The organism is Arthrobacter sp. Marseille-P9274, assembly GCF_946892675.1.
GTDB lineage: Bacteria > Actinomycetota > Actinomycetes > Actinomycetales > Micrococcaceae > Crystallibacter.
Genome location: NZ_CAMPOV010000003.1, coordinates 267,591 through 293,907, shown reverse-complemented (window position 1 = coordinate 293,907; position 26,317 = coordinate 267,591). Strand labels below are relative to the sequence as shown.

Genomic DNA, 26,317 nt, shown 5'->3' with positions numbered 1-26,317 from the left:
GTTTACAGACCGGCGATGAGGTAGAGAACGGTTGCGAACAGGGCTGCGAAGACGCCGATCATCGTCTTCACGATGGTCCAGGTCTTGAGCGTCTCCGAGACGGTCATACCGAGGAGCCGGCTCATGAGCCAGAAGCCGGCGTCGTTGACGTGCGGCAGGATCCCGGACCCGCCGGCCATCACGAGAACCAGTGCCGTGAGTTGGAGCGGGTTCAGGTCGGCTGCGGCGATGGTTGCGCCCATAAGGCCGGCAGCCGTCGTGATTGAGACAGTCGTGCTGCCCACTGCCGCACTCATGATGCCGCAGATGAGGAACAGTGCCACGGGGAGCGGGAGTCCGCTGGCGTCCAGGGCGCCGGCGATGGCATCACCGATTCCACTTGCTTCCAGAATGGCAGCGAACATGCCACCGGCACCGACGACCAGGAGGACAGAGCAGATGGGCTTGAGCGCGTTGTCCAGCATGTCTTCGAGAAACACCTGGCCCACGCCGCGGCGGGTCCCCAGCACGTAGCTGGCGATGACGACCGTGATGAGCAGGGCGATGGGGACTGACCCGATGAGTTCGAGAAACTGTACCCACTGTGCGTCCTCATTTTGTGTGAGTTTGGCCAGCATGCTCGTCCCGGTGTTGAGCAGGATCAACACGAGCGGAAGGCAGATGAGAGACAGGAGCTTCGGGACGCTCGGCGGGGCGGCCGCCGTCTCCGCGTCGGTGCGAACGGCGGTGGTCGTGCGGGATGTCGCGGGCATTGGCGAGTCGGCACCACCCTTGCTGTCGGGCGCCGCGCGGCCGGGTGAGGTGTAGGGCGAGTCGACCTGGGGGCCGCCGGAGAAGGCCTCGGGGACCGGAATCATGAATCGACGGCCCATCCGGGCCCCGAGCAGATGCCCGCCCAGGTACCAGGACGGTACTGCAATGATCAGCCCGAACAGCATCACCAGGCCGATGTCTGCGCCCAACAGCACGGTGGCAGTCGTAACTCCCGGGTGCGGGGGCATCAGCATGTGCATTATCGACAGGGCAGCAGCCGGACCGAGCACATAAAGCAGGATGCTGCCACCCACGCGACGGGCGACGGCCAGATACAGCGGAAGCATGACCAGGAAGGCCGCATCGAAGAAGATCGGGATGCCGAACACCAGCGAAGCAATGCCAAGTGCCAGCGGCGCGCGCTTCTCACCAAGCTTGTCGATCAACGCGTCAACAAGAACCTTTGTGCCGCCGCTGAACTCAATGAGCCTGGCGAACATCACGCCGAAGGCGATCAGGAAGGCGATGTCCCCAAGGGTTTCGCCCAGACCGCCCAGCAGCAAATCCATGATCGAGCCGGTAGGGATACGAGTAGCGAAGGCCGTGCCAACGCTCACGATCAGCAGAGCGATCACTGCGTGCATCTTGACCTTCAGGATCAAGAACAGCAGTACTGCGATCGCGCCCGCGCAGATCAAGAGCAGGGGGCCTGTCGATAGATGCTCGAACTCGACGTCCATTGAATCTCCGTTAGTGGTTAGAGGCTACGCAGATCGCGTATACGACTGTGACTGACCACACCATGAAACCATATTGAATACTTGTATACAAGTATACGACAACTGCTCCACTGTTGGATGGGGTGCTGTTACACGGACGGATCGAGCTCTATGGATGGGACGGTTCCCGCTCCAAGACATCACTACTAAACCCCGAAAGGATGAAAACCTTGACTGATCTCGCGAATCTTCGCCGAGGCGAAACCGTGGAAGCCACCGACCCGAACGGACGCACCATCCGCTGTGTCGTTGAAGCGGCGGCACCTCACCTCGGCGTCCTCTGGGCATGGGACCTCGATAATCTCCAGCGGATTCTGATACCCGCCGAAGACCTAAAGCTCAGACCCGCCCCGCGCAAACCGCGGCGCAATGGTTCCTTCACCTGGAGATGAACATTGCTGTAAGGAAAAAATTTCCACACACTTCCCTGGCCGGCGGAATCACCACCACCGGTGCCATGGGCAAAGCCATGCTCGCGGTCATGTCCGTGTTCGCCCAGCTCGAACGTGACCAGCTGGTCGAGCGGACCAAGGCCGGAATGGCTGCAGCTGCGGCCAACGGGCGCGAGCGGGACGGCGTACCGCCGAGGACCCAAGGGTGAAGCGCGCCCCTGAGTTGAAGGCCAGGGGCCTCAGGCCGTCGGAGATTAGCAAGATCGTCGGGCAAGTCGCGCCACTGTCTACCGGTATTTGGGCATGGACGCAGACTAACTGAGGAGGCTGAAATCCGGGGTTTATTTAGTCTGCCGCGCTGGAACCGAGGTTTTGCCAAAGTGACTGCGGCACTCGCCTTCTTGCAGTACCTATCGATGGCAATCTGTCGCGGGCCGGACGACCTCCTCGACGAAGGCCGTCCGGTGCTTAACCTGATCTACGTGCTTGTTGAAGCCAGTACGATGTCGAACCGGGTTCGGGCCCATGACCGGTCGCCCAGGTCGCGTCCGTCGGGTGTCGGGGTTCCCGGGGGTTGCTGCTCGAAGTCTTTCACGAGGGATTCCTTGACCCCGAAGACGGTGTCGTACTTCAGCAACTCGTCGCCACGGACGAATATGTGGGTCACGAGGGTGCGCATGTGCGGGGCGCTGACCATGAAATGCAGGTGCGAGGCGCGCATGGGGGAGCGTCCGACTGCTTCCAGCATTTGTCCGACTGGTCCGTCGTGGGGAATCGGGTACGGTGTGGGGGTCAGCCCCCAGAACCTGTAGTTTCCGTCCGCGTCGGCGAATAGGTGTGCGCGGCCTGAGACGCGTTGGTCGGTGTACTGCACGTCGTAGAACCCGTCCTCATCGGCTTCCCAGACCTCGATGCGTGCACCGGGGAGGGGGTTGCCGTTCGTGTCTTTGACGCTGCCCTCGACCCAGCAGGGCTGGCCGGGCGCTGCTCCGGCTATGTCGCCGCCGTTCTCGATCAGCGGGGCGTCTTCGACGAAGAACGGCCCGAAAACGGTGGCCTCGGTCGCATCGGCGATCTTCTCGTTGTTCACGGCGATGGTTTGCATGGAGGCGCCGAAGACGTCGGAAAGCAGGATGAATTCCTGTCGCTTGTCGTCGGTGATGTGGCCGACGGCGGTGAGGAATTCGATAGCTGCGTTCCATTCCGCCTCGGTCAGGCGGACATCGCGGATGAAGGAGTGAATGTGCCGGGTCAGTGACTGCATGATCTGCTTCAGCCGTGGATCCTGGCAGTTATCGAATGAGTGGAGCACGTTCCGGATCAGTTGTTCCTCGACGGCTTGCTGTTCGCCGGAGGTGGTGGGTGTCCCCGGGAGGATGCCGGTTTCGATGGTAGGGGTCTGCTCGGTCATGGTCTTTCCTAGCGCTGGGTTGCTGTGCCGGAGACTGTTTGTTCCTCGGCGATGAGCCGTTCGGCGGCGTCGAGGCTTGCAGCGGCTGCGGCGTAGGCCCGGGTGACCGCGGTTTCCAGCGGCAGTCGACGGTGGGATTCTGCCAGGATTTCTACGCCCCAGTGGCCTCGCCAGCCTGCTTCATGCATGGCCTTGATAAAGCCTGCGGTGTCCATTTCTCCTTCGCCGGGGTAGAGGCGTTCGTTGATGGTGTCTTCCCAGAGGCTGCCGACAACTTCGGCTCGGGCATCGTCAATCTCGACGACGAAGACTTTGTCCATGGGAAGGATGTTGGCCAGGTCCGCGTAGCTGGTTCCGCCGCGGTAGGTGTGCCAGGTGTCCACGGTCAGTCCGCCGAAGGGGTTGTTGACTTCCGTGACGAACTTGGCTCCGAGTTCGATGGTTTTGAGGTTGTTCATCGGCATGGGCTCCAGCGCGACCCGGGTGCCCGCATTGCCTGCCTGCGTTGCCAGTGCGTCGAATTCCTCGTGGAAGGCCGTGGCATCGACAGGGGCGGGTTCCCCGGTAACGGCGAGTTCGGCACCGATCTTGATGGTTTCTACGCCCAGGATGCCGGCGGTGTCCAGAAGTATCCCGCGCCAGCGGTCGGACTCGGCGCGCAGAGTGCCCGTTTTCCACCAGTCGGCCAGGAATTCCATTTCCACGTGCACGATGCCGTTGTCATCCAGCAGTTGCTTGAGTCCCTTGATGCCGATGGTTGCTTCAATTCGGGGCAGGTCGGCGTGGATCAGCCCGACGCCCTTCCAACCGGCCCGCGCCACGGTCTCGACACGGGTGCGGATGTCGATCGGGCTGGTTTCGTCGCCACGCAGCGGGGCGGCGTCTCCGGCCCAGGTCCAGCAGGAGGCCAGCAGGTCGCGGTTTTCGATGATGTTGTTCTCGCTCATCAGGAGTCCCTTCGAAGTGTGTTTGGTTTATTTGGCGGCGCCGACGCCGGAGACCGGTGTCGGGGAGAGCATGACTTTGATCTCGGCCTCGGAGTCTTCGGCGCAGCGGATGGCTTCCTCTGCGTCGGCGAACGGATGGATCGAGGAAACGATGGCACCGAGATCGATCTTGGCGCGTTCGACGTAGCGGATGGCCGCGGGCCATACGTCTACAGGTGCTCCGGTGGAACTGGTAATCGTGAGGTTGCGCTCTTGGAGCAGCCCGAGCCGGGCGGGGGCTGATTTGGGTTTGGAGACGCCCATCAGGAGTACGCGTCCGTTGTGATCGGCGCTTTCCAGCGCGGCGGCCTGGGCGGCCGGGTTGCCGGAGGCTTCGATGACGACGTCGGCGAAGCCGTGCCCGATGGCGTCGGCGGCCGCGGTGTTGATGTCCGCGGTCTCCAGCGGATTGAACGCGGCTGCGGCGCCGATTTCCAGCGCGGCCTGACGACGGCGTGTACTGGGATCGAAGACCACTGTCTTCGCCCCGGCTGTGACGGCCTGGACGAGGGCGGCCAGGCCGATAGCGCCCAGGCCGTGGATGTGAACGGTGTCCGCTGCGCTGATTCCACCGATTTTCTTCACCCCGGTAAGAACGCAGGCGAAGGGTTCGATCATCGCGGCGGTGAGCATGTCCACGCTGTCCGGGACAGGGAAACACATGGCTGCCGGCACGTGGAACAGCTCGGCTGCGGCACCGTCGTGGGTGACGCCGAACCAGTCGTTGCCGCCGAGATGGCCGTGGCCCAGGACCCTGTCGCCGACGTTGAACCCCGTCACGGATTCGCCGACCTGTTCCACCACGCCGGACCACTCGTGGCCCATGATGTGCGGATAGTTAATCAGGAAGGTCTCCGGCATCCGCCCGTGCAGAATTTCCAGGTCGGTGCCGCAGATCCCGATGTAAGCGGGGCGGACGAGCAGCGCGAACGGCGGTAGCGGTCCCAGTTTGGCCGTACCGACCCGGGCGCTGATGGAGGAGTCCGGGCCGCGGTCGACAATGACCGCGCGTACGCCGATGCTGGGCGGTGCGGTCGTTTCGTCGAGTGCAGGATGGGTCATGATGGGCCTTTCGGGAGGATCAACAGGGAGGGCCGGGGCCGGCGCCCTACAGGTCTGCGCCGTTGAGCGCCTTGGTGAGCAGGTCGCGGATGCCCTTTTCGGTCACTTCCCGCGGGTTCGAGTAGGGGTTCTTGGTCGCGATCGCGACGGCTTTTTCGATGTCTGCCTCTTCCAGGCCCAGTTGACGCAGGGAACCCGGCGCCCCGAGCTTCAGACTGAGCTCCCGCAGGTAGGCAGCGGGGTTTTCTGCTCCCGTGGCACGGCGCAACGCAGGCATGGCCTGGGGCGCGTGGTCCTGGTTATAGGCCAGCGCATACGGCAGGACGACGGTATGTGTTTCGGCGTGGGGCAGGTTGAAGGTCCCGCCCAGGGTGTGGCAGAGCTTGTGGTGCAGCGACATGGTGGTGGCACCCAGCGTCGCGCCACAGAGCCATGCCCCGTAAAGCGCGTCGGAGCGGGCGTCCTTGTCGGCGGGGTTCTCGACGATGCTGGGCAGAGCACGGACGAGCGCGCGAACGCCCTCTTCGGCCATCAATGAGATGATGGGGGATCCGTCCGGCGCGTAGAGGCCCTCGACGGCATGGGCGATCGCGTTGAAGCCGCTGGTGACGGACATTCCCACGGGCAGGGTCAGGGTCAGCTCGGGATCGTAGATCACGCTGGTCGGCAGGACCTTGGGGTCCCGGCCTGTTTTCTTTTCGCCGTTCGCGGTCAGTCCCCAGACAGGCGTCATTTCCGAGCCGGCATATGTGGTGGGCACTGCGATGATCGGCATCCCGAATTCGAGGGCAATGGCCTTTCCGAGCCCGGTGCTCGAACCCCCGCCGACCGCCACGTATCCGTCGGCTTGCGCGGATTCGGCACGTTCACGGGCCTTGTGCGCCGATTCGATCGGCACGTGCATCTCGGCCTCGGCGTGTACGCCGGCGCTGAGCTCGCCCAACTGTTCGGAAACCTGCTCGGCGAGATCCTTTTGGAAGGGGGTGGCCAGAACCAGGACGCGTTTGAGGCCAAGCGATCGCACCTCCTCCGGGAGAGAGGCCAGGGTTCCGGCGCCGAAGGTTACGCGCATCGGGAGGGCTTCGTAGCGGAATTCGTTCACCTTTTTGACCATGCTTTCTTCGTTTTCCTTGTCCGTCGGCTGCCGGCTGGACTGAATGCCGCTCGGCCGCGGGCTGGGCTGGTAGGCGAGGAACTTCCACGTGCCGCCCTCGCGCGTCCACACCGCAAGGGAGCCGTTGTCCAGCCGGGTGGACCGGCCGTTGACCTGCAGGTCGGCCTCCATGCGGCCGACCACCAGGGCGGTGTCTCCGACGAGGATGACCTCTTCAACCGGGTGGTCGATCCTCTGGTAGTCATAGACACCGGCCCGGCATTGTTCGACGTAGCTTTCCAGGGTGTCGCGCAGGCCGTTTGAATGCGTGTAGCTCAGCCGTGGGTGGCAGAGCCGGGCGAACGCGTCGAAGTCCTTGGCAAGCACTGCGTCGAAGCGTTCGTCTTCCAGCTCGAGGATTCGCGCGATGTCTTGATCTGCCATGAGGAGGGTCTCCTTGTTCGGGGTTAATGCTGCGGGACTCAGATGATGCTGCGGATGCTGCCGCCGTCGACTCCCCACACGGATCCGGTGACGAAGCCGGCGGCCGGGCTGCACAGGAAGACGATGACCTTGGCAACCTCTTCCGGCTGCCCCAGCCGTTCGAGCGGCAGTTGCCGTTGCTTCATTTCGTGGGCAACGGCGGCCTCCGGTTCCATGTTGTAGGCCGCTGCCATGGTTTCGGCGAAGCCTCCGGGCTTGGTCCAGAACGGCGTCCAGATGGGGCCGGGAGCCACGGCATTGACCCGGATGCGGGGTCCTTCGGCGCGGGCCAGGGACTTGGTCAGTGCCAGTACGGCTGCTTTGCTGGCCGAGTAGTCCACCGGCATGGCTTCGGGTTGCCGGGCCAGGTCCGATGCGTTGTTGATGATCACCGGGGCGCTTGACTGGCGCAGCGCGGGAAGCGCTGCGCGGATGGAGCGGACGTAGCTCATGAAGTTCAGGTCCAGCGTCTTCTGCCAGTCCTCGTCGGTCAGGTCCGCGAATTCACGCACGGAACCGGCCCCGACGTTGTTGATGAGCAGGTCGAGGCCGCCCAGCTCGTCGAGGGCCGCCTGGACCTTGGCAGTGGTGTCGTCGGCACGGCTGAAGTCGGCGGCCAGGGTCAGCACGGTGCCCGGGCCTCCGGCCGCGTCGGCGCTGAGCTGCTTGAGCAAACCCTCGTCGATGTCCAGCGCGGCGACGGTGCAGCCTTCTGCGACGAGTTCGAGCGCGGTGGCGCGTCCGATGCCGCTGCCGGCACCGGTGATAAGAGCCTTCTTGCCGCTGAGGGAAAGTTCCATGGTGTGTCCTTCCGAGGGGAGTGGATGTGTCAGGGGGCCGGGAGCGCAGCCGGCACGGGTGCGGCTGTGGAGCCTTCCTCACCGGTGCGGAAGTCGAATCCGGCGGTGAGGCCCCCGTCGGCGACCAGCGTAGTGCCGAAGACTGCAGATGCCCGGCTGCTCAGCAGGAACAGGGCGGCGTTGGCGACTTCGTCGGCTCCGGTGATGCGTCCCTTGGGCTGGCGGGCTTCCCGGGTGGCGAGGAATTTCTGTGGGTCTTCCGCCGAGGCGAGGTGGCGGTTGAACAGCCCGGCCCTCATCGGGCCCGGTGCGAGCAGGTTGATGTTAATGGTGTGGCGGGCGTAGTCCAGTGCGATGGCACGGACCGCGCCGGACAGCGCTGCCTTGGAGGACGCGTAGGACGCCAGCTGCTGCTCGCCGAAGTCCGCGTCGATGCTGCTCACCACCACGACGCTTGCATGCCGCGCGGCCTTGAGCTGCGGGAGCAGCGTCTTGAGGCCGAGCACGTTTCCCAGCACGTTGATTTCCCAGGTGCGGCGCCAGGAGTCCATGCTCTCGTTCTCCAGCAGGTCCACCGACAGGACGGCCGCCGAGCCGATGTAACCCAGGGATTCGCCTCCGTAAACGGATGCGGATTCGGCGACACGGTCCCAGAGGGCCTGGTCGGTCACGCTTCCCGCGAGGTGCAGGTAGAGCGGATGTCCCGCCAGGTCGGCTTCGGGTGCGGCGAGATCGACGCCGATCACGCGGCTGCCGGCAGCCAGCAGGGACTTGGCACATTCCAGGCCGAGTCCGCTGGCGGTGCCGGTCACGACCACGCAGTCGGGCAGATCAATGGTCCAGGTGCTCATGGATTCCTCCCTATTACTTTCCGACCGCGGCGTCGCACTCGGAAAGGTTGGTCTTGTTGATGCTGCGGGGAACCAGGAAGTTGTCCTTCTCCACCGGCTTGTCTTCCAGAATGTTGATGACGGTGTTCGCGGCGAGACTTCCGTCTTCGATGGGGCTCTGCAGGACGGTGGCGTACTGGTCTCCTTCACTGATGTTCGTGTAGCCCTCGATGGAGCAGTTGTGCCCGACCATGACCATCTTTTGGACGTCAATGCCGGCGCGATCCGCGGCGACCAGGGCGCCAGCGAGCATGTTGTCCGCTTCCGAATACATGCCCTTGAGGTCCTTCCCGCCGTACTGGGTGAACAGTGCGGCGCTGGCCGACGTCGAGGTGGTCTGGTCCCAGTTGCCGGGCTGTGTGCCGATGACTTTGATTCCGGGCGCTTTCTCCGCCAATGTGTCTTCGAAGCCCTTCAGCCGGTCGATGGACGGCGGGGTGCCCAGCGGGCCCAGCAGGGCGACAACGTTGCCCTGGTCTCCGTAGCCTTTTTCCTTGAATCCTTCGATCAGGGCCAGGGCGGCCTGCTCGCCGTTCGCGATGTCGTTCGGCCCGGTGTAGGCGGTCCAGAGGCTCTTGTCTTTCGTCTGGGGATAGGAATTGGCCACGACGACCGGGATTTCCGCCCGCTTCAGCCGCACGAGCGAGGGAATGATGGCTGTCGCATCGGCGGGCCAGACGACGACCGCGTCGGGGTCCGTGCTGATGACCTGGTTGACCTGCTGGGCCTGTTCGGCAGCGTTGAAGTTGTTCACGATGACGGTCAGGTCCAGACCCGCCTCGGCGGCGATCCGCTTGAATTCCTCCGTATGCTTCGCGCAGTAGTCGCAGCTTTGGGCCACGGTCAGGAGGGTGACTTTCTTCCCCTGAGTTCCCGCGCTCGTCTCGGTGCCCTGCCCTGCAGACGGACTGCCGCAGGATGCCAGCGCCAGTGACACGACCAGCGATGCGGCCACGGCAAGAGCCTTGATGGGTGACTTTTTCATGGTGGGCTGCCTCCTAGGCGGCGGGTTGGCTGGCAGGGGCCTGGCCGCCAAGGGCCGGCCGGTCCAATGAGCGCTGGGAAAGGCGGTTCAGAGGTCCGTCGAAGATGACGATGGCCAGCAGGAGTCCGCCGTTGACCAGTTGGATGACGGCGGTGCTGGTGCCCTGCAGGCTCATGCCGTTGCTGACAACCGCCAGCAGCAGGGCGCCGGCGATGACGCCGCCGATCTGGCCCTTGCCGCCGGTGAGCGCGACGCCGCCGATAATCGCCGCGGTGACGACCTGAAGCAGGAAGGTCAGCGCGTCCCCGGGGGAACCGGCGGCCAGGGACAGTCCCTGGAGGGATCCGGCGATCCCGGCAAAGAGGGCGGAGAGGACAAAGACCATCATCAGGGTCCGTCCTACCGGCAGGCCGGAGGCAGCCGCACGGGCCGAATCGCTTCCGGTGGCGCGGACGACTACGCCGTGCCAGGTCTTGGCCATCAGCCACACGGCGCCGGCGACCAGCAGCAGCATGAACAGTGCCCGGGGGGAGAGCAGGCCGAGGATGCCCTCATCGAGCCAGAGCCCGAACTCGTAGTTGGTAAGTGTGACGACCTTGCCGCCCGTGACGGCGAACCCCAGTCCGATGGTCAGTACCAGCGTTCCGACGGTGATCGCCAGCGAGGGTACTGCGAATCGGGTTGTCAGCCAGCCGTTGAGCAGGCCGACGGCGCCGGCGGTGAGGATGGAAGCGGCTATTCCGGCGGGGATACCGGCGGATTCGGAGACCCGCACTGCGATGAGTCCTGCCAGCGGCATGAGTCCGGCAATCGAGAGATCGAATTCGCCGGCAATCATGACGATGGCCAGGCCGACGGCCACGAGGGCCAGCGGCGCGAATGTCTGCAGCAGAGCGTACAGGTTGCCGGGGTTAATGAATCCGGGGACGGTTGCCGCAAAGGCCGCGAAGGCTACTGCGGCCAAGGCACAGGCCAACAGGGTCCGGAAGTTCCAGTAGAGCTTGATCATTGTCCTAGCGCTTTCTGCCCGACTGGCGGTTGGTCGCGATACCGGTTCCAACAACAGCCAGTAACACGAGTACGCCCTTGAAGATGAGTTGGATTTCGTAGCTGAACCCGAGCAGGATGAGGGCATTGCCCAGCAGCCCGACGAGTACGGCTCCTACGGCTGCCCCCAGGGGGTTGCCCAGTCCGCCCTTGATGCTGATGCCGCCGACGACGACGGCAGTGATCGCATCGAAACCGAAGGTCGCGCCGAGCTGCAGGTTGCCCTGGCCGGCTTCCGAGGCGAGCAGACCGCCGGCCAGTCCGGCCAGTACCCCCGAGACGACGAAGGCGAGCAGGACCATGGGCCAGGACCGCTGTCCGGAGACCAGCGCGGCTTTTTCGTTCAGGCCGACCATCGTGATCTTGCGGCCGATGACGGTGTATCGGTGGCACCACCAGCTGGCGGCGGCCACGAGGAAGAATATGAAGACCTGGAAGGGAATGACGCCGAGGACGGACTGGCGGAATACTCCGGCGTCGCCCTGGCTGGCTACGTTCAGTCCGCCGGTGAGGATCTGTGCCACGCCCGTGATTACCGCTGCGGCCGCGATGGTGGTCACGATCGGGTCGGTGCCTAGCTTGCCGACCAGGAAGCCCTGTGCCGCTCCCGTGACGGCGCCGAACAGGATTGCGGCGATGATCGCGGTCCAGGCGCCGTATTGAAGCGTCGAGGCGAACACGATGGTGGATGCGGCGATCATCGCGCTGACCGACAGGGAGAACATCTTGCCGACAATCGTGATGATGCTCAGGCCGATGGCGGCGATGCCCACCAGCGCCACGGACAGGAAGAGTGCCCGCAGGTTCTGCAGCGTGGCGAATCCCGGGATGGCGGCCGTGGAGATGAAGAAGAGGACCACGGTGACGAGCCCGATGACGACGGATCCGTCCGTTAGTGCCGCTTTCAGGTTCCGGGGTGCCTCGAACCGGCGGCTTGGCCGCACGGGGGGCGCGGATGCAGTGGCGATTCGGGTGTTCATGCTGCTGCTCCATGGAGGATCTCGGCCAGGATCTGGTTGTCCTGGACCTGGGCAATGGATTGGTTGTTGACGACCCGGCCGCGGAACATGGTGATGACCCGGTCGGCGAGCTCGCGCAGCTCGACGATGTCGCTGGAGTAGACGACAACGGCAACGTTCGCGGACGCCAGCTTGCGCAGCGCACGGTAGATTTCGGAACGCGCTCCGATGTCTACTCCGCGGGTTGGCTCGTTGAGCACCAGGACGGAAGGTTTGGTCGCCAGGGCACGGCCGATGGCGATCTTCTGCTGGTTGCCGCCGCTGAGGGAACCCACCGGGATGTTGATGCGGTTGGCGTCGAAGGCCACTTCTTCGGAGATCCTGGCCGCCAGCCTGAATTCGTCGGCACGCTGAATGACTCCCATCCGGCTGACGTCGCCTAAAGCGCCGGAGCTGATGTTGCGGGCCACCGTGCCGCTGAGGAAGACGCCCTCGAGCACCCGGTCCGCTGAGACGTAGGCGATGCCGTGCTTCTGCGAGCCGGCGCGGTTCAGGTGCGGCAGCTGCCGGCCGTCGAGCGTGACCGTTCCTGAAGTGATGGGAGCGAGCCCGACCAGCGCCCTGACGACTTCGTCCGCGCCGGAGCCGATCTGCCCGAACAGTGCGACCACCTCGCCGGCTTCGGCGGTGAAGCTGACGTCGGAGAAATGGTTGCCGGAGCCGATGCCGGACACGTTGAGCACGCGCCGGATGCCGGCATCGGGAACGTCCGTGATGGGCACGGCCACTCCGCCCTGGTGTTCTTCACCGAGCATCAGGGTGACCATGGAGTCCATGGTGAAGTCACCGACCGGCCCGTTCGCTACGACCTGTCCGGAGCGCATGATGGTGATCCGGTCCGCGAGCGTGAAGACTTCGCCAAGCCGGTGGGTGATGTACACGATGGCGTGTCCCTTGGCCGTCAGTGAACGGACCACCTCATGCACCCGTGCGATCTCGACGTCCGAAAGGGTCGCCGTCGGTTCGTCGAGGATGAGGACCTTCGCGTCGGCAACGAGACCGCGGGCGATCTCCAGCAGCTGACGCTTGGCCAGCGGCAGCGCCTCCACCGGCATGCCCAGCTCCACGTCCTGCAGCCCGGCGGCATCAAGGGCCGTGCGAATCCGCTTTTCCATCCGCTGGCGGCGCAGGACGGTTCCGCGCTCCCGGCGCATGCTCAGGGCCATATTGTCCAGGACGGACAACTCGGGAACCACGGAGAGCTCCTGGAAGACCATCGCCACGTCGAGATGGTTCGACCCCGCCGGCCCCGAGACGGTGCCGGCATCGGCATGAACGACGCCGGCAATGATCTTAACCAGGGTGCTTTTTCCCGCGCCGTTCTCGCCCAGCAGGGCGTGAACCTCTCCAGCGTGGAAATCAACCGATACGTTGTCCAGCGCCCGGGCACCGCCAAACCGCTTGGAGACCCCGCTCACTGAAAGCAACACAGCTGGGCTGTTGGTCATAGGAACCTCTTTCATTGATGTGATGTAGATCAATGTAAAGTGACCAGCAACATAGTGTCAAGTAATAGATTACACTTATGGGGAGTTGTGCGACACCGGTTTACACTCTGGCTCCTTTAGAGGGGCTGCAATAAGCTGGACTACACGTCCGGCGTTGGGAGCTGCCGCCTTCAGCGCCTTCCGCGGGAAGCCACCTGCGTGTCCATCCTTCGAGGAGAGCAGTTCATGCCAAGTACGGAAAACGATTCGGCACTACTCGACCTCAGCCGCCTTCAGCTTGGGGAGCGTCTGAGGCAGGCCCGAACGGACGCCAAAATGTCCCTGCGCGAGATGGCCCGGCGGGTGGGCGTTTCGGCCAGTTTTATCTCCCAGGTGGAGTTGGGGCGTGCCACGCCCTCTATCGGCACCTTGTACGCCATCGTGTCCGAGCTCGGCCTGTCGCTGGACTCGATGATGGCCGGATCCGGCACGCAGCTGCCGGTCTCCGAGTCAGCCCCTGTGGAACGTTTTGAGGAGGCACTGCCGGTTCAATTGCCTGTTCGCCGCGGTGACACTTTGCCCGGCTTTCAGGCCGCAGCAGAACGCCCCGAGATCAGGGTCGGCGGCGTCCGTTGGGAAAGGCTTACCAGCCAGGACGATCCGCTCACTGAATTTCTTCGCGTCACGTATACCGCAGGCAGCGAATCGTGCAGTCCTGACAACCTGATGCGCCATTCGGGCTGGGAGTATCTGCATGTGCTCTCCGGAAGGCTGGACGTCCAGGTCGCCTTCAACGCGCAGACGCTTGAGCCCGGTGACAGCCTTAATTTCGATTCCACCGCACCTCACCGGTTGAGCAATCCCTACCGTGAAGACTGCGTTGCCATCTGGGTGGTCGTCGGCCGCCATGGATTTGCGCATCCCCTTGACCTTGCCGCACAGCATGCGGACAACGGCACGACGGCGGCGCACCCCTTGGACGAGAGCCGGCTCCCCGGCTCCTGAAGGCCAGCCCTGGCGAACAAGGGGACGCTTGCAGGTCGTACCCGCTGCCGGAGGATCCCCGTGGAAGGCCGCGACAAACGGCCAATGACGCCCCCACCTGAGCGGCTGCCGCCTGGCAAGCGGTCGGACGAGGGGAAGGATGGCGGTCCTTGGCCGGAGCCCTTTCGGCGCGCAGCCCCGGCTCCGCAGGCACCCCGCGGGTTCTTGCTAGTACCGCCACCTGGCGGCTTTATTCTTCGCCCGGTCCCGGCTGCTGAGGTCGGGGTCCGAAGAGGTCCAGGAGCGGGACGAGTTCGGGGAGGGCTTCAGCCTCGGCCAGGGCCGAAAGCAGCGCGTTGTCGTGTACAGGCCGGGCCTTGGCCAGGAGTTCCGTACCGGAATCGGTGAGTTCAGTGTAAATGCCGCGGCGATCGTCCACACAAAGGAACCGGGCGAGGTAACCACGGGCCTCGAGCCTGTTCACAAGGCGCGTGGTCGCGCTCTGTGACATGGCGGTGGCCCGGGAGAGCTGATGCATGCGCATATGGTGAACTCCGCGCTGCCGGCTGAGTACTTCCAGGACCGTGTACTCGGAGGCCGAAAGACCCACGGCGTCTTGGAGTGCGGTCTCCAAAGAACGCTCTAACAAGGCGTGAAACAGGGCCACGCGCAGCCATCCCTGGGCGCGGATCTCTACCGCGTCGTCCGCAAATGCCATTGCTGCACCTTTCGCCGGGTACCCGGGCTATCTGGAAACGAGGGCAGGATAGTCGGTGTAACCAAGGGCGCCCTCCGCATAGAAGGTTTGCGGGATGGGCGGGTTGAGGTCGGCTCCGAGGGCCAGTCTTTCTGCCAGGTCCGGATTGGCAATGTAGAGCCGGCCGAAGCCCACGGCATCCGCAGAACCCGACATGAGGAGGCGCTGCGCGTCGGCATAGTCCATTTCTTCATTGGCGATGACCGCTCCGCCGAACAGTTTCTTCATCCTTGTCAGCTGGCTGTCCGCGGCCTCGATTTCGCGGATGAACAGGAAAGCAATGTTGCGGCTGCCCAATTGCTCGGCGACATAGCCAAAAAGCGCCTGCGCATCGCTGTCGCCCATATCGTGTTCCTCGCCGCGGGGTCGCAGATGGACCCCGACCCGGCCCGGTTCCCACACCGATGTGACGGCGTCGGTGATTTCCATCAGGAAACGGGCGCGGTTTTCCAGGCTGCCGCCGTAGCGGTCCGTGCGCTGGTTGGTGGAGTCCTGAAGGAACTGATCGATGAGGTAGCCGTTCGCTGCATGGATTTCCACACCGTCGAATCCAGCCCGCCTCGCGTTCTCGGCTCCACGGCGGAAATCCTCGACAATGCCCGGGATCTCATCCGTCGTCAATGGGCGCGGCGTGACATATTCACGGTGGGGCCGTACCTGCCGCACCCGGCCGGCAGGTCTGATCGCACTCGGTGCTACGGGCAATTCACCGTCAAAGTACACCGGATCCGAGACCCGTCCGACATGCCACAGTTGAAGGAAAATCCGCCCGCCGGCGGCATGGACAGCTTCCGTCACCTGGGTCCACCCGTCCACTTGCGCACTGTTCCAGATTCCCGGCGTATTTGGGTAGCCAATGCCTTGCTCGCTCACGACAGTCGCCTCACTGATGATCAGCCCGGCGCCAGCCCGCTGCGCGTAGTACTCCGCCATAAGGTCATTGGGCACGCGGTCGACCCCCGTCCTGCAGCGAGTCAGAGGAGACATAATCACGCGGTTCGGCAGCGTCAAGTCTCCAAGAACCAGGGGATCGAACAGGTCTGCCAAAGTGCTCTCCTTAAACTACATGGGGCCGCGGAGTCGAGATCCATGCACAAGCCGTTTATTGCGCACGCCTTGTATCTTAGGGGATGTCCGCCGGCGGCAAGAACATACGGCCCAAACCACAGTTCATATTCCTCCCCGCGCATCCTGAATTGCGTTAGGCCCCGGCTCACTGGCCTAGCGGGCACCAGCTGTATCTCTACCACGCGTTGAGGATGCTGGCAGACGGCCTGAGCATCTCGGTCGCCCGCCGCTGCGGCTGGTCCTCGACCAGCGCATTCATCGATGTCTTCCGCCGGGCCTACGGCTATACACCCCGGCACCAACCACCAGCCAAACTAAGGGTGCATATCCAACCCCGATTGGCGGAGGTCGCCGTCGCCAATGCAAGATGGCAAAGGGGGCCCGCCAGTGACCCGTGCGGCAAGCCGCCTGACCTTGGGTAACCGATAACCGTGGATATGTCGATTGGCGCCGTTGCTGAGCGGAGACTGCCATCGGGGGAGCGGAGCGTTGGAGGATGCTCAAACGGGACAGCCACGCGATAGGGCTCGAGCTTATGGCACGAGCCTCTCATTCAGACCCCTGCATAAGTTCTCGGCTTTTACTGTCGCGTAACGGCACCGGCTTTGGGACATCAGTAGTTGGCGAAATGAATTTCCCATTACCGATGTTCAATGATCACTTCGGAGGGCCGATGACCCAGACGTTGTTGTCGACGTCCCAGGTCCCGCCGTCCAGCGAGAAGGTGCCGGAGGTGACGAGGTTCTCGACGCGCATGCTCATGCCACCTCCACCACGGAGCGGAGGACTTTGCCTTCGTGCATTTTGTTGAAGGCTTCTTCGATTTGGTCGAGGGTGATGCGTTCGGTGACGAAGGCGTCGAGGTCGAGGTTGCCTTGTTTGTAGTGGTTGACGAGCATGGGGAAGTCCCGGCTGGGCAGGCAGTCGCCGTACCAGGAGGACTTCAGGGCCCCGCCGCGGCCGAAGACGTCGAGCAGGGGCAGTTCGAGGGTCATCTCGGGGGTGGGCACGCCGACGAGGACGACGCGGCCGGCGAGGTCGCGGGCGTAGAAGGCCTGTTTGTAGGTTTCCGGGCGGCCGACGGCCTCGATCACGACGTCGGCGCCGAAGCCGTTCGTGAGTTCCCGGATCGCTTCGACCGGGTCCTGCTGTTTGGAGTTAATGCCGTGGGTGGCGCCGAGCTGCTTGGCCATGTCGATCTTGTTGTCGTCGATGTCGACGGCGATGATCGTGGTCGCGCCGGCGAGTTTCGCGCCGGCGATCGCGGCGATGCCGACGGCGCCGCAGCCGATGACGGCGACGGATTCGCCGCGTTTGACCTCGCCGGTGTTGATCGCGGCGCCGATGCCGGCCATGACGCCGCAGCCGAGCAGGCCGACGGCGGCGGGGTCGGCGTCGGCGTCGACCTTGGTGCATTGGCCGGCGGCGACGAGGGTTTTCTCGGCGAACGCTCCGATGCCCAGGGCGGGGGAGAGTTCGGTGCCGTCTTCGAGGGTCATTTTTTGGGTGGCGTTGTGGGTGTTGAAGCAGTACTGCGGCTGGCCCTTGGCGCAGGCGCGGCACTGGCCGCAGACGGCGCGCCAGTTCAGGATGACGCGGTCGCCGACGGCGACTTCGGTGACGTTCTCGCCGATGGCGGCGACGGTGCCGGTGGCTTCGTGGCCGAGGAGGTAGGGGAAGTCCTCGCCGATGCCGCCCTGCTTGTAGTGCAGGTCGGTGTGGCAGACGCCGCAGGTGAGGATGTCGACCAGGGCCTCTCCCGGGCCCGGGTCGGGCACGAGGATGGTCTCGATGCTGACCGGGGCGTTCTTTTCTCTGGCAACAACGGCCTTGACCTTACGAACCATGCTGGGGGTGTCTCCTCATTGAATGAATATTTCAGCGGGGCGCGCCGAATTCTTGTCGCCTGACTGGAGGCGCTTGGTACGGAAGAGCAGCAGGGTCATGCCGCGAACCTTCCATTCTGTGCTGGCCTGACACGGCAGGCCAGCAGTGGTGCGACCGGAGCGTCCTACCTATCCACTTAGCAAGCAAGCCATATCGTTCTCCGACCTCGCCGGCCACTACCGCTTTCCCGCGGATGGCAAGGCCTTTCTATTGGGTCGTTGATGCAATGAATTAGGAACCGGGGACGATGACGACATTGGTGAATCCACCCCTGCGTTTCTCCACCGCATCAAGAGCTTCGTTGATCTGTGACAGCGGGTAGATCTCATGGTCGAAGACCGACAAGTCTAATGTTCCTGCCGCCGCCATCTCGGCCATGTCCTGGCCCTCCCCGACGCTGAACCAAAGGGAGCCGATGATGCTGATCTGGAAGGTCATCACGCGGATCATGTCCACCTGCAGTGGTTCGGCCATCCCACCGACGTTGACCATTCGGCCGCCTCGGCGCAATGCATCGATTCCGGCCATCGACGTCTCGCTAGGTGCTCCGGGGCCGATGGCATCGATGAATACATCCGCTCCCCGCCCCGCGGTGTGCTCACGAACCCATGTCCCCACCGGTTGGTCTCCGTAGGACAGGACACGGACGCGTCTGGGAGCGAGTTGACGTACTCGCTCGAGCAGCTCCCGGTCCCTGGCCACAGCGAAGACCTTGGTCGCGCCCATTGCCAGGGCGTTAAGGACGGCGCCTAGCCCCAAGGTGCCAGTGGCGCCGTGGATGAGCACTGACGTGCCCGCACGTACTCCGGTTTTCTTCAGTCCGGCATAGGAAGTGCCGAGGTAGCCGAAGCGACAGGCCTGTTCGAAGGAAATTTCTTCGGGGAGGATGACCAGTGCGTTCGCGGGAGCCTTCATGTACTGGCAGAACCCGCCCTGGGGGTAGTCAGTGAAGACCTCCCGGGATCCGGCGCCGAAGCCGAAGTAGCCTTGGAAGGTATAGGCCGGATCGTTGATCGGTTCCCCGGCGCGGGACGCATGGGAGTCCCCGGAATCGCGCCCGGGATTCACATATACGCGGTCGCCCACCTTTACGTTGCGCACCTGAGATCCGACCTGACTCACGACCCCTGCTGCGTCCAACCCGTACACGGCCGGCAGCTGAGGCAAGGGCAGGAACGGGAACCAGTCCGGGTACTTGGTGATGACATTGCGCAGATTGGGAACCACATTGCAGGCCTTCACCTCGACTACGACGTCCCGCGGGCCAGGCTGGGGAATCTCGATTTGATCGACCTGGAAGGGCGCCCCTACTTCGTGGAGGCGGGCCGCGTGCATCAAACTCATGGTGTGCTCCTTGCATCCGCTCGGTCGCGAGATGCCGTGCGGGATCGACTGGTTAGTTGGGTGAAGAGCTGAAGCTGACGAAAAGACGGTGCTGAACGGTCCTGCGATGGTTAGACGGACAGCAAATCCTCTGCCAGGTCTTTCAGTGCGATGGTCGGGTCGGCGGCCCGTTCGATGTTGATGTTCTGGTCTTTGCCGAGTGCATTCCGTACGGCAGTAAAGTCCCTGGGTGTATTGATGCAGTCGGCCGCGATGATCCGGGTGTCTCGGTAGTAGAGGACTGAGAACTTTTCGCTGCCGGGATCACCACGAAGAAGGACCTGATCGTGTCCTTGTGACAGACCGGCGATTTGCAGTTTGAGGTTGCTTTGTTCTGACCAGAACCACGGCACGGTCCGATATCTTCCGGGTAGTCCGAGTAGCGTTTTGGCGGCTATTTTGGCCTGCTCGACCGCGTTGGGCACACTTTCGAGCCGGACGCGGACCTCCTCCGGGAGGTTGGTTAGGCAGAGGCCGGGCACGTTCGCACAGTCTCCTGCTGCCACGGTAAGGCCGTCCGAGGCAAGGCACCGCTCGTCGACCACGACGCCGTTGTCTACCGTCAGGCCCAGCTGCTGCGCAAGTTCTGAACGTGGGACTACGCCGATTCCGATGACCACGGTATCGGCCGGGACAACCCGGCCGCCGTTTAATTCGACTCCGGTTACGCGGCCGTCCTCTCCGATGAGGCGGGAGATTTTTGCGTTGAGCACAACATTGGTGCCCCGACGCCGGTGAGCCTGCAGATAGAATTCACTGGTGAGATTGGAGACTGCCCGGCCGATCAGTCTTGGAGCGGCTTCGAGGATAGTGACCTTCTTGCCGGTGTCACGGGCACCGGCGGCAATTTCCAATCCGATGAACCCGCCGCCGATGATGGCCACGTTGTGCGACTGTTTCAGCTGGTCGTGCAGGCGGGCCGCGTCGGCGGCATCGCGCAGGTAGTTCACGCCCTCTAGTTCGGCGCCCTCCAGGGGAAGCCGGCGGGCAGTAGCCCCGGTGGTGAGGGCGAGGCGAGTGAAGGAAAAGCGCCGGCCGCTTTCGGAGACGGCAGCGCCGCCGTCAGGGTCGCGGCTGATGCTGGTGATGCGTTCGCGCACCACCAGTTCGATGCCCTGCTCGGTGTACCACTCGGGCGTGCGGAACACGCAGTCGGCGGTAGTTGTCTCGCCCTTGATGAAGCCCTTCGACAGCGGCGGCCGCTGATACGGCGTGTACTCTTCTTCGCCGAGCAGGGTGATGGGGCCGGTGTCGCCATATTCGCGCAGACTCGTTGCCAGCTGAAGGCCGGCCTGGCTGTTACCAATGATCAGCGTTCCGGCGCTTCGGTTGGCCGTATCGTTCATGTCCGTCACACCTGGGTTTCCGGGATCTGTACCGTGAGGTTTTTGGTCGTGGGTAGTTGGCAGGACAGACGGCTGTTGTCCCGTCGCTCGGCGGCCGTGCACTCGAGCATCTCCTCTTCCTCTTCCGTGATGGCAGGTAGTGCCTGGACGTGTTCGGGGGCGACATAAACATGGCAGGTTGCGCACATGGCCTGGCCGCCGCATTCGGCGAGAATTCCGGGAACGCCGTTGCGTACTGCGGCCTGCATGACGGAAGCGGTGCCGTCGGAGGCGATCGTCCGGTCCGATCCGTCAAGGAGACGGTAGGTGATGGAACTCATGGGATGCTCCCTTCTAAGGGTGGGATGGCTGAGGGCTCTGGACCGGCGGGTCAGGCAGAGCAGGAGCGGGAATAGGAAACGTCGTCCATTCCCGCAGTGTTGGGATGTCCGAGGGTCACCAGGTGACGGGCAGGCTCGTCAGGCCCCGGAAGACCCATCCGGCCCAGGTTTCAGCGCGCTCGGGATCTTGCCGGAGCCCCGGCAGGCGTTCATAAAGCAGCGGGACAGCGATCTCCCCGATGGCTTTCTGGGCAGCCCACTTGCCCGCGCACTGGTGAACTCCCGCCCCAAAGGCCAGATTGGAGGCAGCCGTGCGGTGGATGTCGAAGCGGTCGGGTTCCTCAAATCGCGCGGCGTCCCTGTTGGCTGAAGCCAAGATCATGCCCACTTGAGAGCCCGCCGGTATCAGCACACCTTCGAGCTCGACCTCGGATACTGTCTGACGGGTGATCATTCCGATGGGGGAGAAATAACGGACTGCTTCGGTGAACACGTTTTTCCACAGGGCCGTGTCTTCCAGCACTTGGGCTTTCTGCTCGGGGTGGCGCTCCAAGAGCCACACCATACTGGTGATCATGTGCTGCGGTTCGTTCATGCCCCCGGAAATGGTGAGTTTGACGTTGTTGCGCACACGGTCCTCGTCCATGCCGCCTTCCAGCAGCATGGAGGTGATGGAGGCATCCGGAAAACGGCGCAGACGCGGCAATACCTCATCCAGGGCGGCGTCGCATTCGCTGCGGGATCGGTCGCAACGGTCCCAGATGTCCTGCCGGTCCAGCACGTTGCCTTGACCTGCGATGAAGTCGATCGACCATCGGGCCAGGTCCAGAGGAGCGACCTCGGCCAGGCCGAGCATGTCGCACAGGTTTTTTGCCGCTACAGGTGCGGCGTAGGCCGTGTTGAGATCGGCGGTTCCGTTGCTCGAGTCGACCATGCGGCCGAGGTATTCTTCGGCGTTGGCACGGAACCGTTCCGTCCAGATTTCCATGATCTGCTTCGGCCGCAGGGTCTTGTTCATGGAGGCCCGCTCGGAGGCGTGTTCGGGGTCGTCCTTGCGGATCAGCGGGCGGCCGCCCAATGCGCGGACCATAGCTGCTTGGGCGACGTTCGAAGAGAACACTTCGGGATGATTCTCCGCAAAGGTGCATCCTGTGGAGCTGGAGATGAGCACCTTTTGAACCGCAGGCCACCATGCAACGGGGGCTTCTTCCCGCAGCCGCTTATAGCTGGGGTAGGGGTCACGGTCCAGGGCAGCCGGGTCGAGCCAGTCGACGGTCGGGACCGTCGAGGTAACGGATGATGCGGAAACGGTCACGGGAACTCCTCCAGGACGTGCGGATGTCCTCAAGTATGATGACCATCACACACCGGCTGGCTTGCTTTACGCATCATGCGAAAAATTGGAGGAATTTTGGCGAGGTCATCGAGCGGAGAGTCTGCTGTCTCCCGTGCATTGCGCGTACTGGAGGCGTTTGATCAGTACAGTAACGAGCTGTCGCTGACACAGCTCGCCGGCCGCACCTCGATGCCTGTTTCCACCGTGCACCGCGTCGTGACCGAGCTGGTGAGGCTCGGATTGCTCGAGCGCAGAGGCAGTGATCTGATTTTGGGCGTGCGTTTGTGGGAGGTCGCAGTCCGGGCGCCGGGTGTTTTCGGTTTGCGTGAGACGGCTCTGCCCTATCTGCAGGAGGTGAACAACCGCCTTCAGCATCATGCACAGCTGGCCATCCTCCAGGGCGCGGAGATCCTGTTCCTCGAGCGTCTCTCGCGTCCCAAACCGGTCATCAATCTGACGTCCATCGGGGGGAGGATGCCCTGGTATGCCACGTCGAGCGGCTTCGTGCTCCTCGCCGATGCTGCCAGCGAGGTACGTGAGACCGTCATAGCCGGACCTCGTCCGCGCTATGCCTTCGAGCCGGAGTTGTCTGCGAAGGACGTTCAACAGATGCTGGCGCAGGCGCGGCGTGAGGGGTACTTCGAGACGCGTGGATATATCCACCCGGACGCCACCGCCGTGGCGGCTCCTATCAAAGGCCCGTACGGTATGGCGGTTGCTTCCTTGGCGGTTGTCGTTCCGACGGAAGGTTTCCTGCTCCGTCCCGTTCTCGAGGTGTTGCTGCCTGCCGCCAAGGCGGTAAGCGCCCGGCTTGCCAAGTCGCTGCTTGGCCAGGACCAGGCATAGCCTAGTCGTACTAAAGACTCCTTTTGAATGGCGCGTAAGGCCTCGGAGAATCGTACTTTCAACCAGTTCCTGCTGCGCACGGTGATGACAAAGGAGGGCTCCCGGAGACCGTGAGCCGGATGAACAGGCCCACGTGGTCAGAACAACGCTGACCGGCAAGGGCGGCGCCATTCCCGGGACAGAAATGCGGCTTCCGGCAGTTGGGCGCGCAGGAAGGCGGCCGTGGACAAGGCCACTCCGGCGGGCGCGCCGGTCTGGGAGAACGCTCCATAGAAGCCGCGTTTGCCGCCCGGGCGACCATAAACATAATCGGGCCTTCCAGAGGCCCTGGCTACTGTTGCGAAGGTTGATTTCAGGGAGCTGCGGTGGGCCGCCCGGCTCGAAAGGTGCCGGCCTACGCGCCGGGGGCCTGACCTAGTTGGAGGGCTAGCGGGTGAAGGCGCTGCGTCCGGTGATCGCTCGGCCTACGACGAGGGTGTTGATTTCTTTGGTGCCTTCGTAGGTGTAGATGGCTTCGGCGTCGGCGAAGAACCGGGCAACATCGTTCTGGATGAGGATGCCGTTGCCGCCGCAGATGTCGCGGGCCGCCGCGACGGTTTCGCGCATCTTGGTGCAGGTCCAGGCCTTCGCCATGGCCGAGTCCTGGTCCCGGTAGATGCCGTTGTCCTGCTGCTGGGAGAGGCGGACAACCATGCCCATGGACGCGATGGTGTTGCCGAGCATGGTCACGAGCTTGTCCTGGATCAGCTGGAAGCCTGAGACCGGACGGCCGAACTGTTCGCGTTCGCTGACGTAGCGCAGGGCGGCTTCGTAGGCGCCGGCCTGGACGCCGGCGGCGAACCAGGCGACGTTGGAGCGCATGGAGCGGAGCAGGTCGGCGACGTCCGTGAAGGAGTTGATGCGGGCGAGCCGGTAGTCGTCGGACACTTCGACGTTGTCGAGCGCGATGTCGGAGTTCTGGACCATGCGGAGGGACATTTTTCCGGGGATGGTCGTCAGGGTGACGCCTGGTGAGTCCGCCTTGACGAGGAATGCCTTGATTTGGCTGTCCGCGGTGTCGCGGGCCAGGACGGCCAGGTAGTCGGCGAAGGCGGCGCTGCCGATCCAGCGCTTTTGGCCGTTGAGGATCCAGGTGTCGCCTTCGCGGCGGGCGGAGGTTTCCAAGCCGCCGGCGATATCGGAGCCGTGGTCCGGTTCTGTGAGGGCGAAGACGCCGGTCATTTCGAAGGAGTCGATGAGCGGCAGCCACTGTTTGGCCTGCTCGGCGCTGCCGCCGCGTGAGATGGTGGTGCGGAAGAGTCCGGACTGGCCGTTGTACCAGGTGGCCAGGGAGGCGTCGGTGCGGGCGAGTTCGAAGTTTCGGAACCCCTCGTACAGGGAACGTGGCGCGGCACCGTCTTCGGTGAGGGACGCCGGAGTGATCAGGTCCAGGGCGGCCATCGGTTTGATGAGCTGGGTGGGGAATTCCGCCCGCTCCCAGTAGTCGGCCAGCAGCGGCCGGGCCTCGGTGTCGAGGAAGCCGCGGAGTTTGCGCAACTGGGCCGTCTCGGCAGAGGTGAGAAGCGCTTCGTAGTTCATGGGATCGCACTCCTCATAGAGGCGTTCCCCGGTTGGTGCTTCGGTGGCGGGCGCCGGTGCACTGGCGGTGCTGGTCATGGCAGGTCCTTCTGGTGTCGAATGGATCGGGTGCTCGTGGATGTCCTGTGGAGCGTTCTCAAAGCTCGCGCCGAAGCAGCTTTCCCACGGGATTGCGGGGCAGTTCTTCCCGCCGTTCGATCTGCCGCGGCAGCTTGAAGCGTGCGAGCTTCGGGCGCAGGAATTCCTGGAGCTGATTGAGTTCCACGTCGGTCTCGGAGACGATGACCGCGGTGATGACTTCTCCCCAGACCGGGTCCGGGCGGCCGACGACGGCGACATCGAGGATGCCGGGGAAGCCGGCGATGAGATGTTCGATCTCTGCCGGGTCGACGTTCTCTCCGCCGGTGATGATGATTTCCTTGGTCCGGCCCGTGATGCACAGGTCGCCGTCGGAATCGATCAGGCCCCGATCGCCCGTGGCGAGCCAGCCGTCACGGAAGGCGGCGTCGGTGGCGGCAGCGTTGCGCCAGTAGCCGGACGCGGCGTGCGGGCCCCGGACGAGGATTTCGCCGGTTTCGCCCGGCGGCAGGTCTGCTCCGTTGGACGAGGTGATGCGGACGTCGGTCAGCAGCGCCGGTGTTCCGGAGGATTCCGGTTTGCCGAGCGCGTCGGTGCGGCGCCGGAAACTGACGGACGGACCGGCCTCGGTCATGCCGTAGGACGCCAGGACCGGGACGTCCCGGCTCGCCCACAGGGCGACGAGTTCCGGGGGCATCGGGGCGCCGCCGCCGAGGATCCAGCGCAAGCTGGATGTATCGGCGTCGGCAAATCCGGGTGCCTGTGCCATCAGCGTCAACATCGATGGGACCGCGAACATGGTGGTGACGCCGTATTGCCGGATCTGTTCCAGGCAGCGGCCGGCGTCGAACTTGCTCTCGATCACCACGGTGCCGCCCTTGTGCAGGGTGGCGACGGCAATCGTGTTCAGGGCGGCGATGTGGGACAGCGGGGTGTTCACGAGCGTGACGTCATCGCCGGCGATGTCCAGGCCGAGCAGCGTGTTGACGCCGTTGAAGAACAGCGCCGCGTGGCTGAGGACGACGCCTTTGGGATGCCCCGAGGTGCCCGAGGTGTAGACGATGAGGGCCGGCGTGTCCGGGCCGGGGCGGACTTCCGCTGCCTGACCGTCACCGCTGAGCGGCAGGCAGGGATTCGCGGATCCGCTCGTAGGCTGTAGCCGGAAGATCGGCACCGCATCCGTTCCGACGGCTTCCAGGGCCGTCGGAACGGAGCGTTCGGATACCAGGATCGCGCTGGCGGAGAGGTCGCGGAGGATGTACCTGACGTCGGCCGCCGGCGAGGTGATGCCCACCGGGGTGAACACGGCTCCGATGCGCGAGCAGGCGTAGAGCGCTGTGAGTATTTCGGGCCGGTTTTCGGAGAAGCAGACGACCCGGTCGCCCGGGGTGATTCCCTGTTCCTGCAGGAATGCTGCCGCCGCGTGGATCCGGGTGAGCAGGTCCCCGTAGGTGATGTGCTCGCCCTCGTGGATGATGGCGGTGCGCTGCGGCTGGCGCAGGGCACGGCGTTCAACCAGTTCCCCATATCGCAGTCCCGGGAACTGCATGATGCCGGTGTCCTGGCTGGTTCCGGCGTCGGCTGTCCGCGCAATACTCACAAGTGTC

Annotated in this window: 24 protein-coding genes and 1 pseudogene; 4 read left to right on the top strand and 21 right to left on the bottom strand. The window is 64.0% G+C overall.

The features are described from left to right. Positions 1–2 precede the first annotated feature (2 nt). Entirely contained in the window at positions 3–1,493 is a 1,491-nt protein-coding gene (locus tag OC550_RS18705; protein WP_262107447.1) for a GntP family permease, read from the bottom strand. Positions 1,494–1,702: 209 nt separating this feature from the next. Here OC550_RS18705 and OC550_RS18700 point away from each other — a divergent pair, with 209 nt between their 5' ends. Next, positions 1,703–1,924 carry a hypothetical protein gene (locus OC550_RS18700; RefSeq protein WP_262107446.1) on the top strand — a complete coding sequence of 74 codons (222 nt, stop codon included), beginning with the start codon at positions 1,703–1,705 and terminating at the stop codon, positions 1,922–1,924. Continuing rightward, on the top strand, positions 1,921–2,133 hold the full coding sequence (locus OC550_RS18695) for a recombinase family protein (RefSeq protein WP_262107445.1): 213 nt from the start codon (positions 1,921–1,923) through the stop codon (positions 2,131–2,133). The genes OC550_RS18700 and OC550_RS18695 overlap by 4 nt, the downstream gene beginning before the upstream one ends. Before the next feature lie 269 nt (positions 2,134–2,402). Here OC550_RS18695 and OC550_RS18690 read toward each other — a convergent pair whose 3' ends face one another. Genes OC550_RS18690 through OC550_RS18645 form a run of 10 tightly spaced genes read right to left on the bottom strand, consistent with a single transcriptional unit; the run spans position 2,403 to position 13,148 of the window. Next, positions 2,403–3,335, bottom strand: a complete 933-nt coding sequence (locus OC550_RS18690) for a dioxygenase (RefSeq protein ID WP_262107444.1) — start codon at positions 3,333–3,335, stop codon at positions 2,403–2,405. Positions 3,336–3,343: 8 nt separating this feature from the next. After that, entirely contained in the window at positions 3,344–4,282 is a 939-nt protein-coding gene (locus tag OC550_RS18685; protein ID WP_262107443.1) for a sugar phosphate isomerase/epimerase, read from the bottom strand. Positions 4,283–4,309: 27 nt separating this feature from the next. Next, a complete protein-coding gene (locus OC550_RS18680) occupies positions 4,310–5,383 on the bottom strand; it encodes a zinc-binding dehydrogenase (protein WP_262107442.1) in 1,074 nt (357 codons plus the stop codon). A gap of 46 nt (positions 5,384–5,429) precedes the next feature. Further along, positions 5,430–6,920 carry an iron-containing alcohol dehydrogenase gene (locus tag OC550_RS18675; RefSeq protein WP_262107441.1) on the bottom strand — a complete coding sequence of 497 codons (1,491 nt, stop codon included), beginning with the start codon at positions 6,918–6,920 and terminating at the stop codon, positions 5,430–5,432. Positions 6,921–6,958: 38 nt separating this feature from the next. Continuing rightward, complete coding sequence (locus OC550_RS18670) at positions 6,959–7,759, bottom strand: SDR family NAD(P)-dependent oxidoreductase (protein ID WP_262107440.1); 801 nt, start codon at positions 7,757–7,759, stop codon at positions 6,959–6,961. 29 nt (positions 7,760–7,788) lie between these two features. After that, positions 7,789–8,610: an SDR family NAD(P)-dependent oxidoreductase gene (locus OC550_RS18665; RefSeq protein WP_262107439.1), complete on the bottom strand. Its 822-nt coding sequence runs from the start codon at positions 8,608–8,610 to the stop codon at positions 7,789–7,791. 13 nt (positions 8,611–8,623) lie between these two features. Beyond that, the gene (locus tag OC550_RS18660) at positions 8,624–9,634 is read right to left on the bottom strand and encodes a sugar ABC transporter substrate-binding protein (RefSeq protein ID WP_262107438.1); all 1,011 of its coding nucleotides are present in this window, start codon (positions 9,632–9,634) and stop codon (positions 8,624–8,626) included. 13 nt (positions 9,635–9,647) lie between these two features. Then, the gene (locus OC550_RS18655) at positions 9,648–10,643 is read right to left on the bottom strand and encodes an ABC transporter permease (RefSeq protein WP_262107437.1); all 996 of its coding nucleotides are present in this window, start codon (positions 10,641–10,643) and stop codon (positions 9,648–9,650) included. A gap of 4 nt (positions 10,644–10,647) precedes the next feature. Then, positions 10,648–11,661: an ABC transporter permease gene (locus OC550_RS18650; RefSeq protein ID WP_262107436.1), complete on the bottom strand. Its 1,014-nt coding sequence runs from the start codon at positions 11,659–11,661 to the stop codon at positions 10,648–10,650. Further along, a complete protein-coding gene (locus OC550_RS18645) occupies positions 11,658–13,148 on the bottom strand; it encodes a sugar ABC transporter ATP-binding protein (protein WP_262107435.1) in 1,491 nt (496 codons plus the stop codon). Before OC550_RS18645 ends, OC550_RS18650 begins: the two co-directional genes overlap by 4 nt. Positions 13,149–13,373: 225 nt before the next feature. Between OC550_RS18645 and OC550_RS18640 the strand changes: the two genes are divergently transcribed. Next, complete coding sequence (locus OC550_RS18640) at positions 13,374–14,132, top strand: helix-turn-helix domain-containing protein (protein ID WP_262107434.1); 759 nt, start codon at positions 13,374–13,376, stop codon at positions 14,130–14,132. Positions 14,133–14,361: 229 nt separating this feature from the next. On the opposite strand, the gene OC550_RS18635 is transcribed toward OC550_RS18640, so the two are convergent. The 8 genes and pseudogenes from OC550_RS18635 to OC550_RS18600 form a co-directional block, all read right to left on the bottom strand. Then, entirely contained in the window at positions 14,362–14,829 is a 468-nt protein-coding gene (locus OC550_RS18635) for a MarR family winged helix-turn-helix transcriptional regulator (protein ID WP_262107433.1), read from the bottom strand. 27 nt (positions 14,830–14,856) lie between these two features. Further along, positions 14,857–15,915, bottom strand: a complete 1,059-nt coding sequence (locus OC550_RS18630; RefSeq protein ID WP_262107432.1) for an alkene reductase — start codon at positions 15,913–15,915, stop codon at positions 14,857–14,859. Positions 15,916–16,605: 690 nt separating this feature from the next. Then, positions 16,606–16,698, bottom strand: a pseudogene (locus OC550_RS18625) (MBL fold metallo-hydrolase); the annotation flags it as partial. Further along, positions 16,695–17,783 (bottom strand): S-(hydroxymethyl)mycothiol dehydrogenase, encoded by a 1,089-nt coding sequence (locus tag OC550_RS18620; protein ID WP_262107431.1) that lies wholly within the window; start codon positions 17,781–17,783, stop codon positions 16,695–16,697. The pseudogene OC550_RS18625 and the gene OC550_RS18620, both read right to left, overlap by 4 nt. Positions 17,784–18,054: 271 nt before the next feature. Next, on the bottom strand, positions 18,055–19,167 hold the full coding sequence (locus OC550_RS18615) for an alcohol dehydrogenase catalytic domain-containing protein (protein ID WP_262107430.1): 1,113 nt from the start codon (positions 19,165–19,167) through the stop codon (positions 18,055–18,057). Between the two features lie 110 nt (positions 19,168–19,277). Beyond that, entirely contained in the window at positions 19,278–20,552 is a 1,275-nt protein-coding gene (locus tag OC550_RS18610; RefSeq protein ID WP_262107429.1) for an NAD(P)/FAD-dependent oxidoreductase, read from the bottom strand. A gap of 5 nt (positions 20,553–20,557) precedes the next feature. After that, a complete protein-coding gene (locus OC550_RS18605; protein ID WP_262107428.1) occupies positions 20,558–20,872 on the bottom strand; it encodes a (2Fe-2S)-binding protein in 315 nt (104 codons plus the stop codon). Positions 20,873–20,987: 115 nt separating this feature from the next. Then, positions 20,988–22,187 carry a cytochrome P450 gene (locus tag OC550_RS18600; protein WP_262107427.1) on the bottom strand — a complete coding sequence of 400 codons (1,200 nt, stop codon included), beginning with the start codon at positions 22,185–22,187 and terminating at the stop codon, positions 20,988–20,990. A gap of 75 nt (positions 22,188–22,262) precedes the next feature. Between OC550_RS18600 and OC550_RS18595 the strand changes: the two genes are divergently transcribed. Continuing rightward, complete coding sequence (locus OC550_RS18595; protein ID WP_262107426.1) at positions 22,263–23,054, top strand: IclR family transcriptional regulator; 792 nt, start codon at positions 22,263–22,265, stop codon at positions 23,052–23,054. Between the two features lie 426 nt (positions 23,055–23,480). Here the strand turns inward: OC550_RS18595 and OC550_RS18590 are convergent, their stop codons facing one another. Then, positions 23,481–24,710 carry an acyl-CoA dehydrogenase family protein gene (locus OC550_RS18590; RefSeq protein ID WP_262107425.1) on the bottom strand — a complete coding sequence of 410 codons (1,230 nt, stop codon included), beginning with the start codon at positions 24,708–24,710 and terminating at the stop codon, positions 23,481–23,483. Positions 24,711–24,768: 58 nt separating this feature from the next. Next, positions 24,769–26,310: a class I adenylate-forming enzyme family protein gene (locus tag OC550_RS18585; RefSeq protein ID WP_262107424.1), complete on the bottom strand. Its 1,542-nt coding sequence runs from the start codon at positions 26,308–26,310 to the stop codon at positions 24,769–24,771. Positions 26,311–26,317 lie beyond the last annotated feature (7 nt).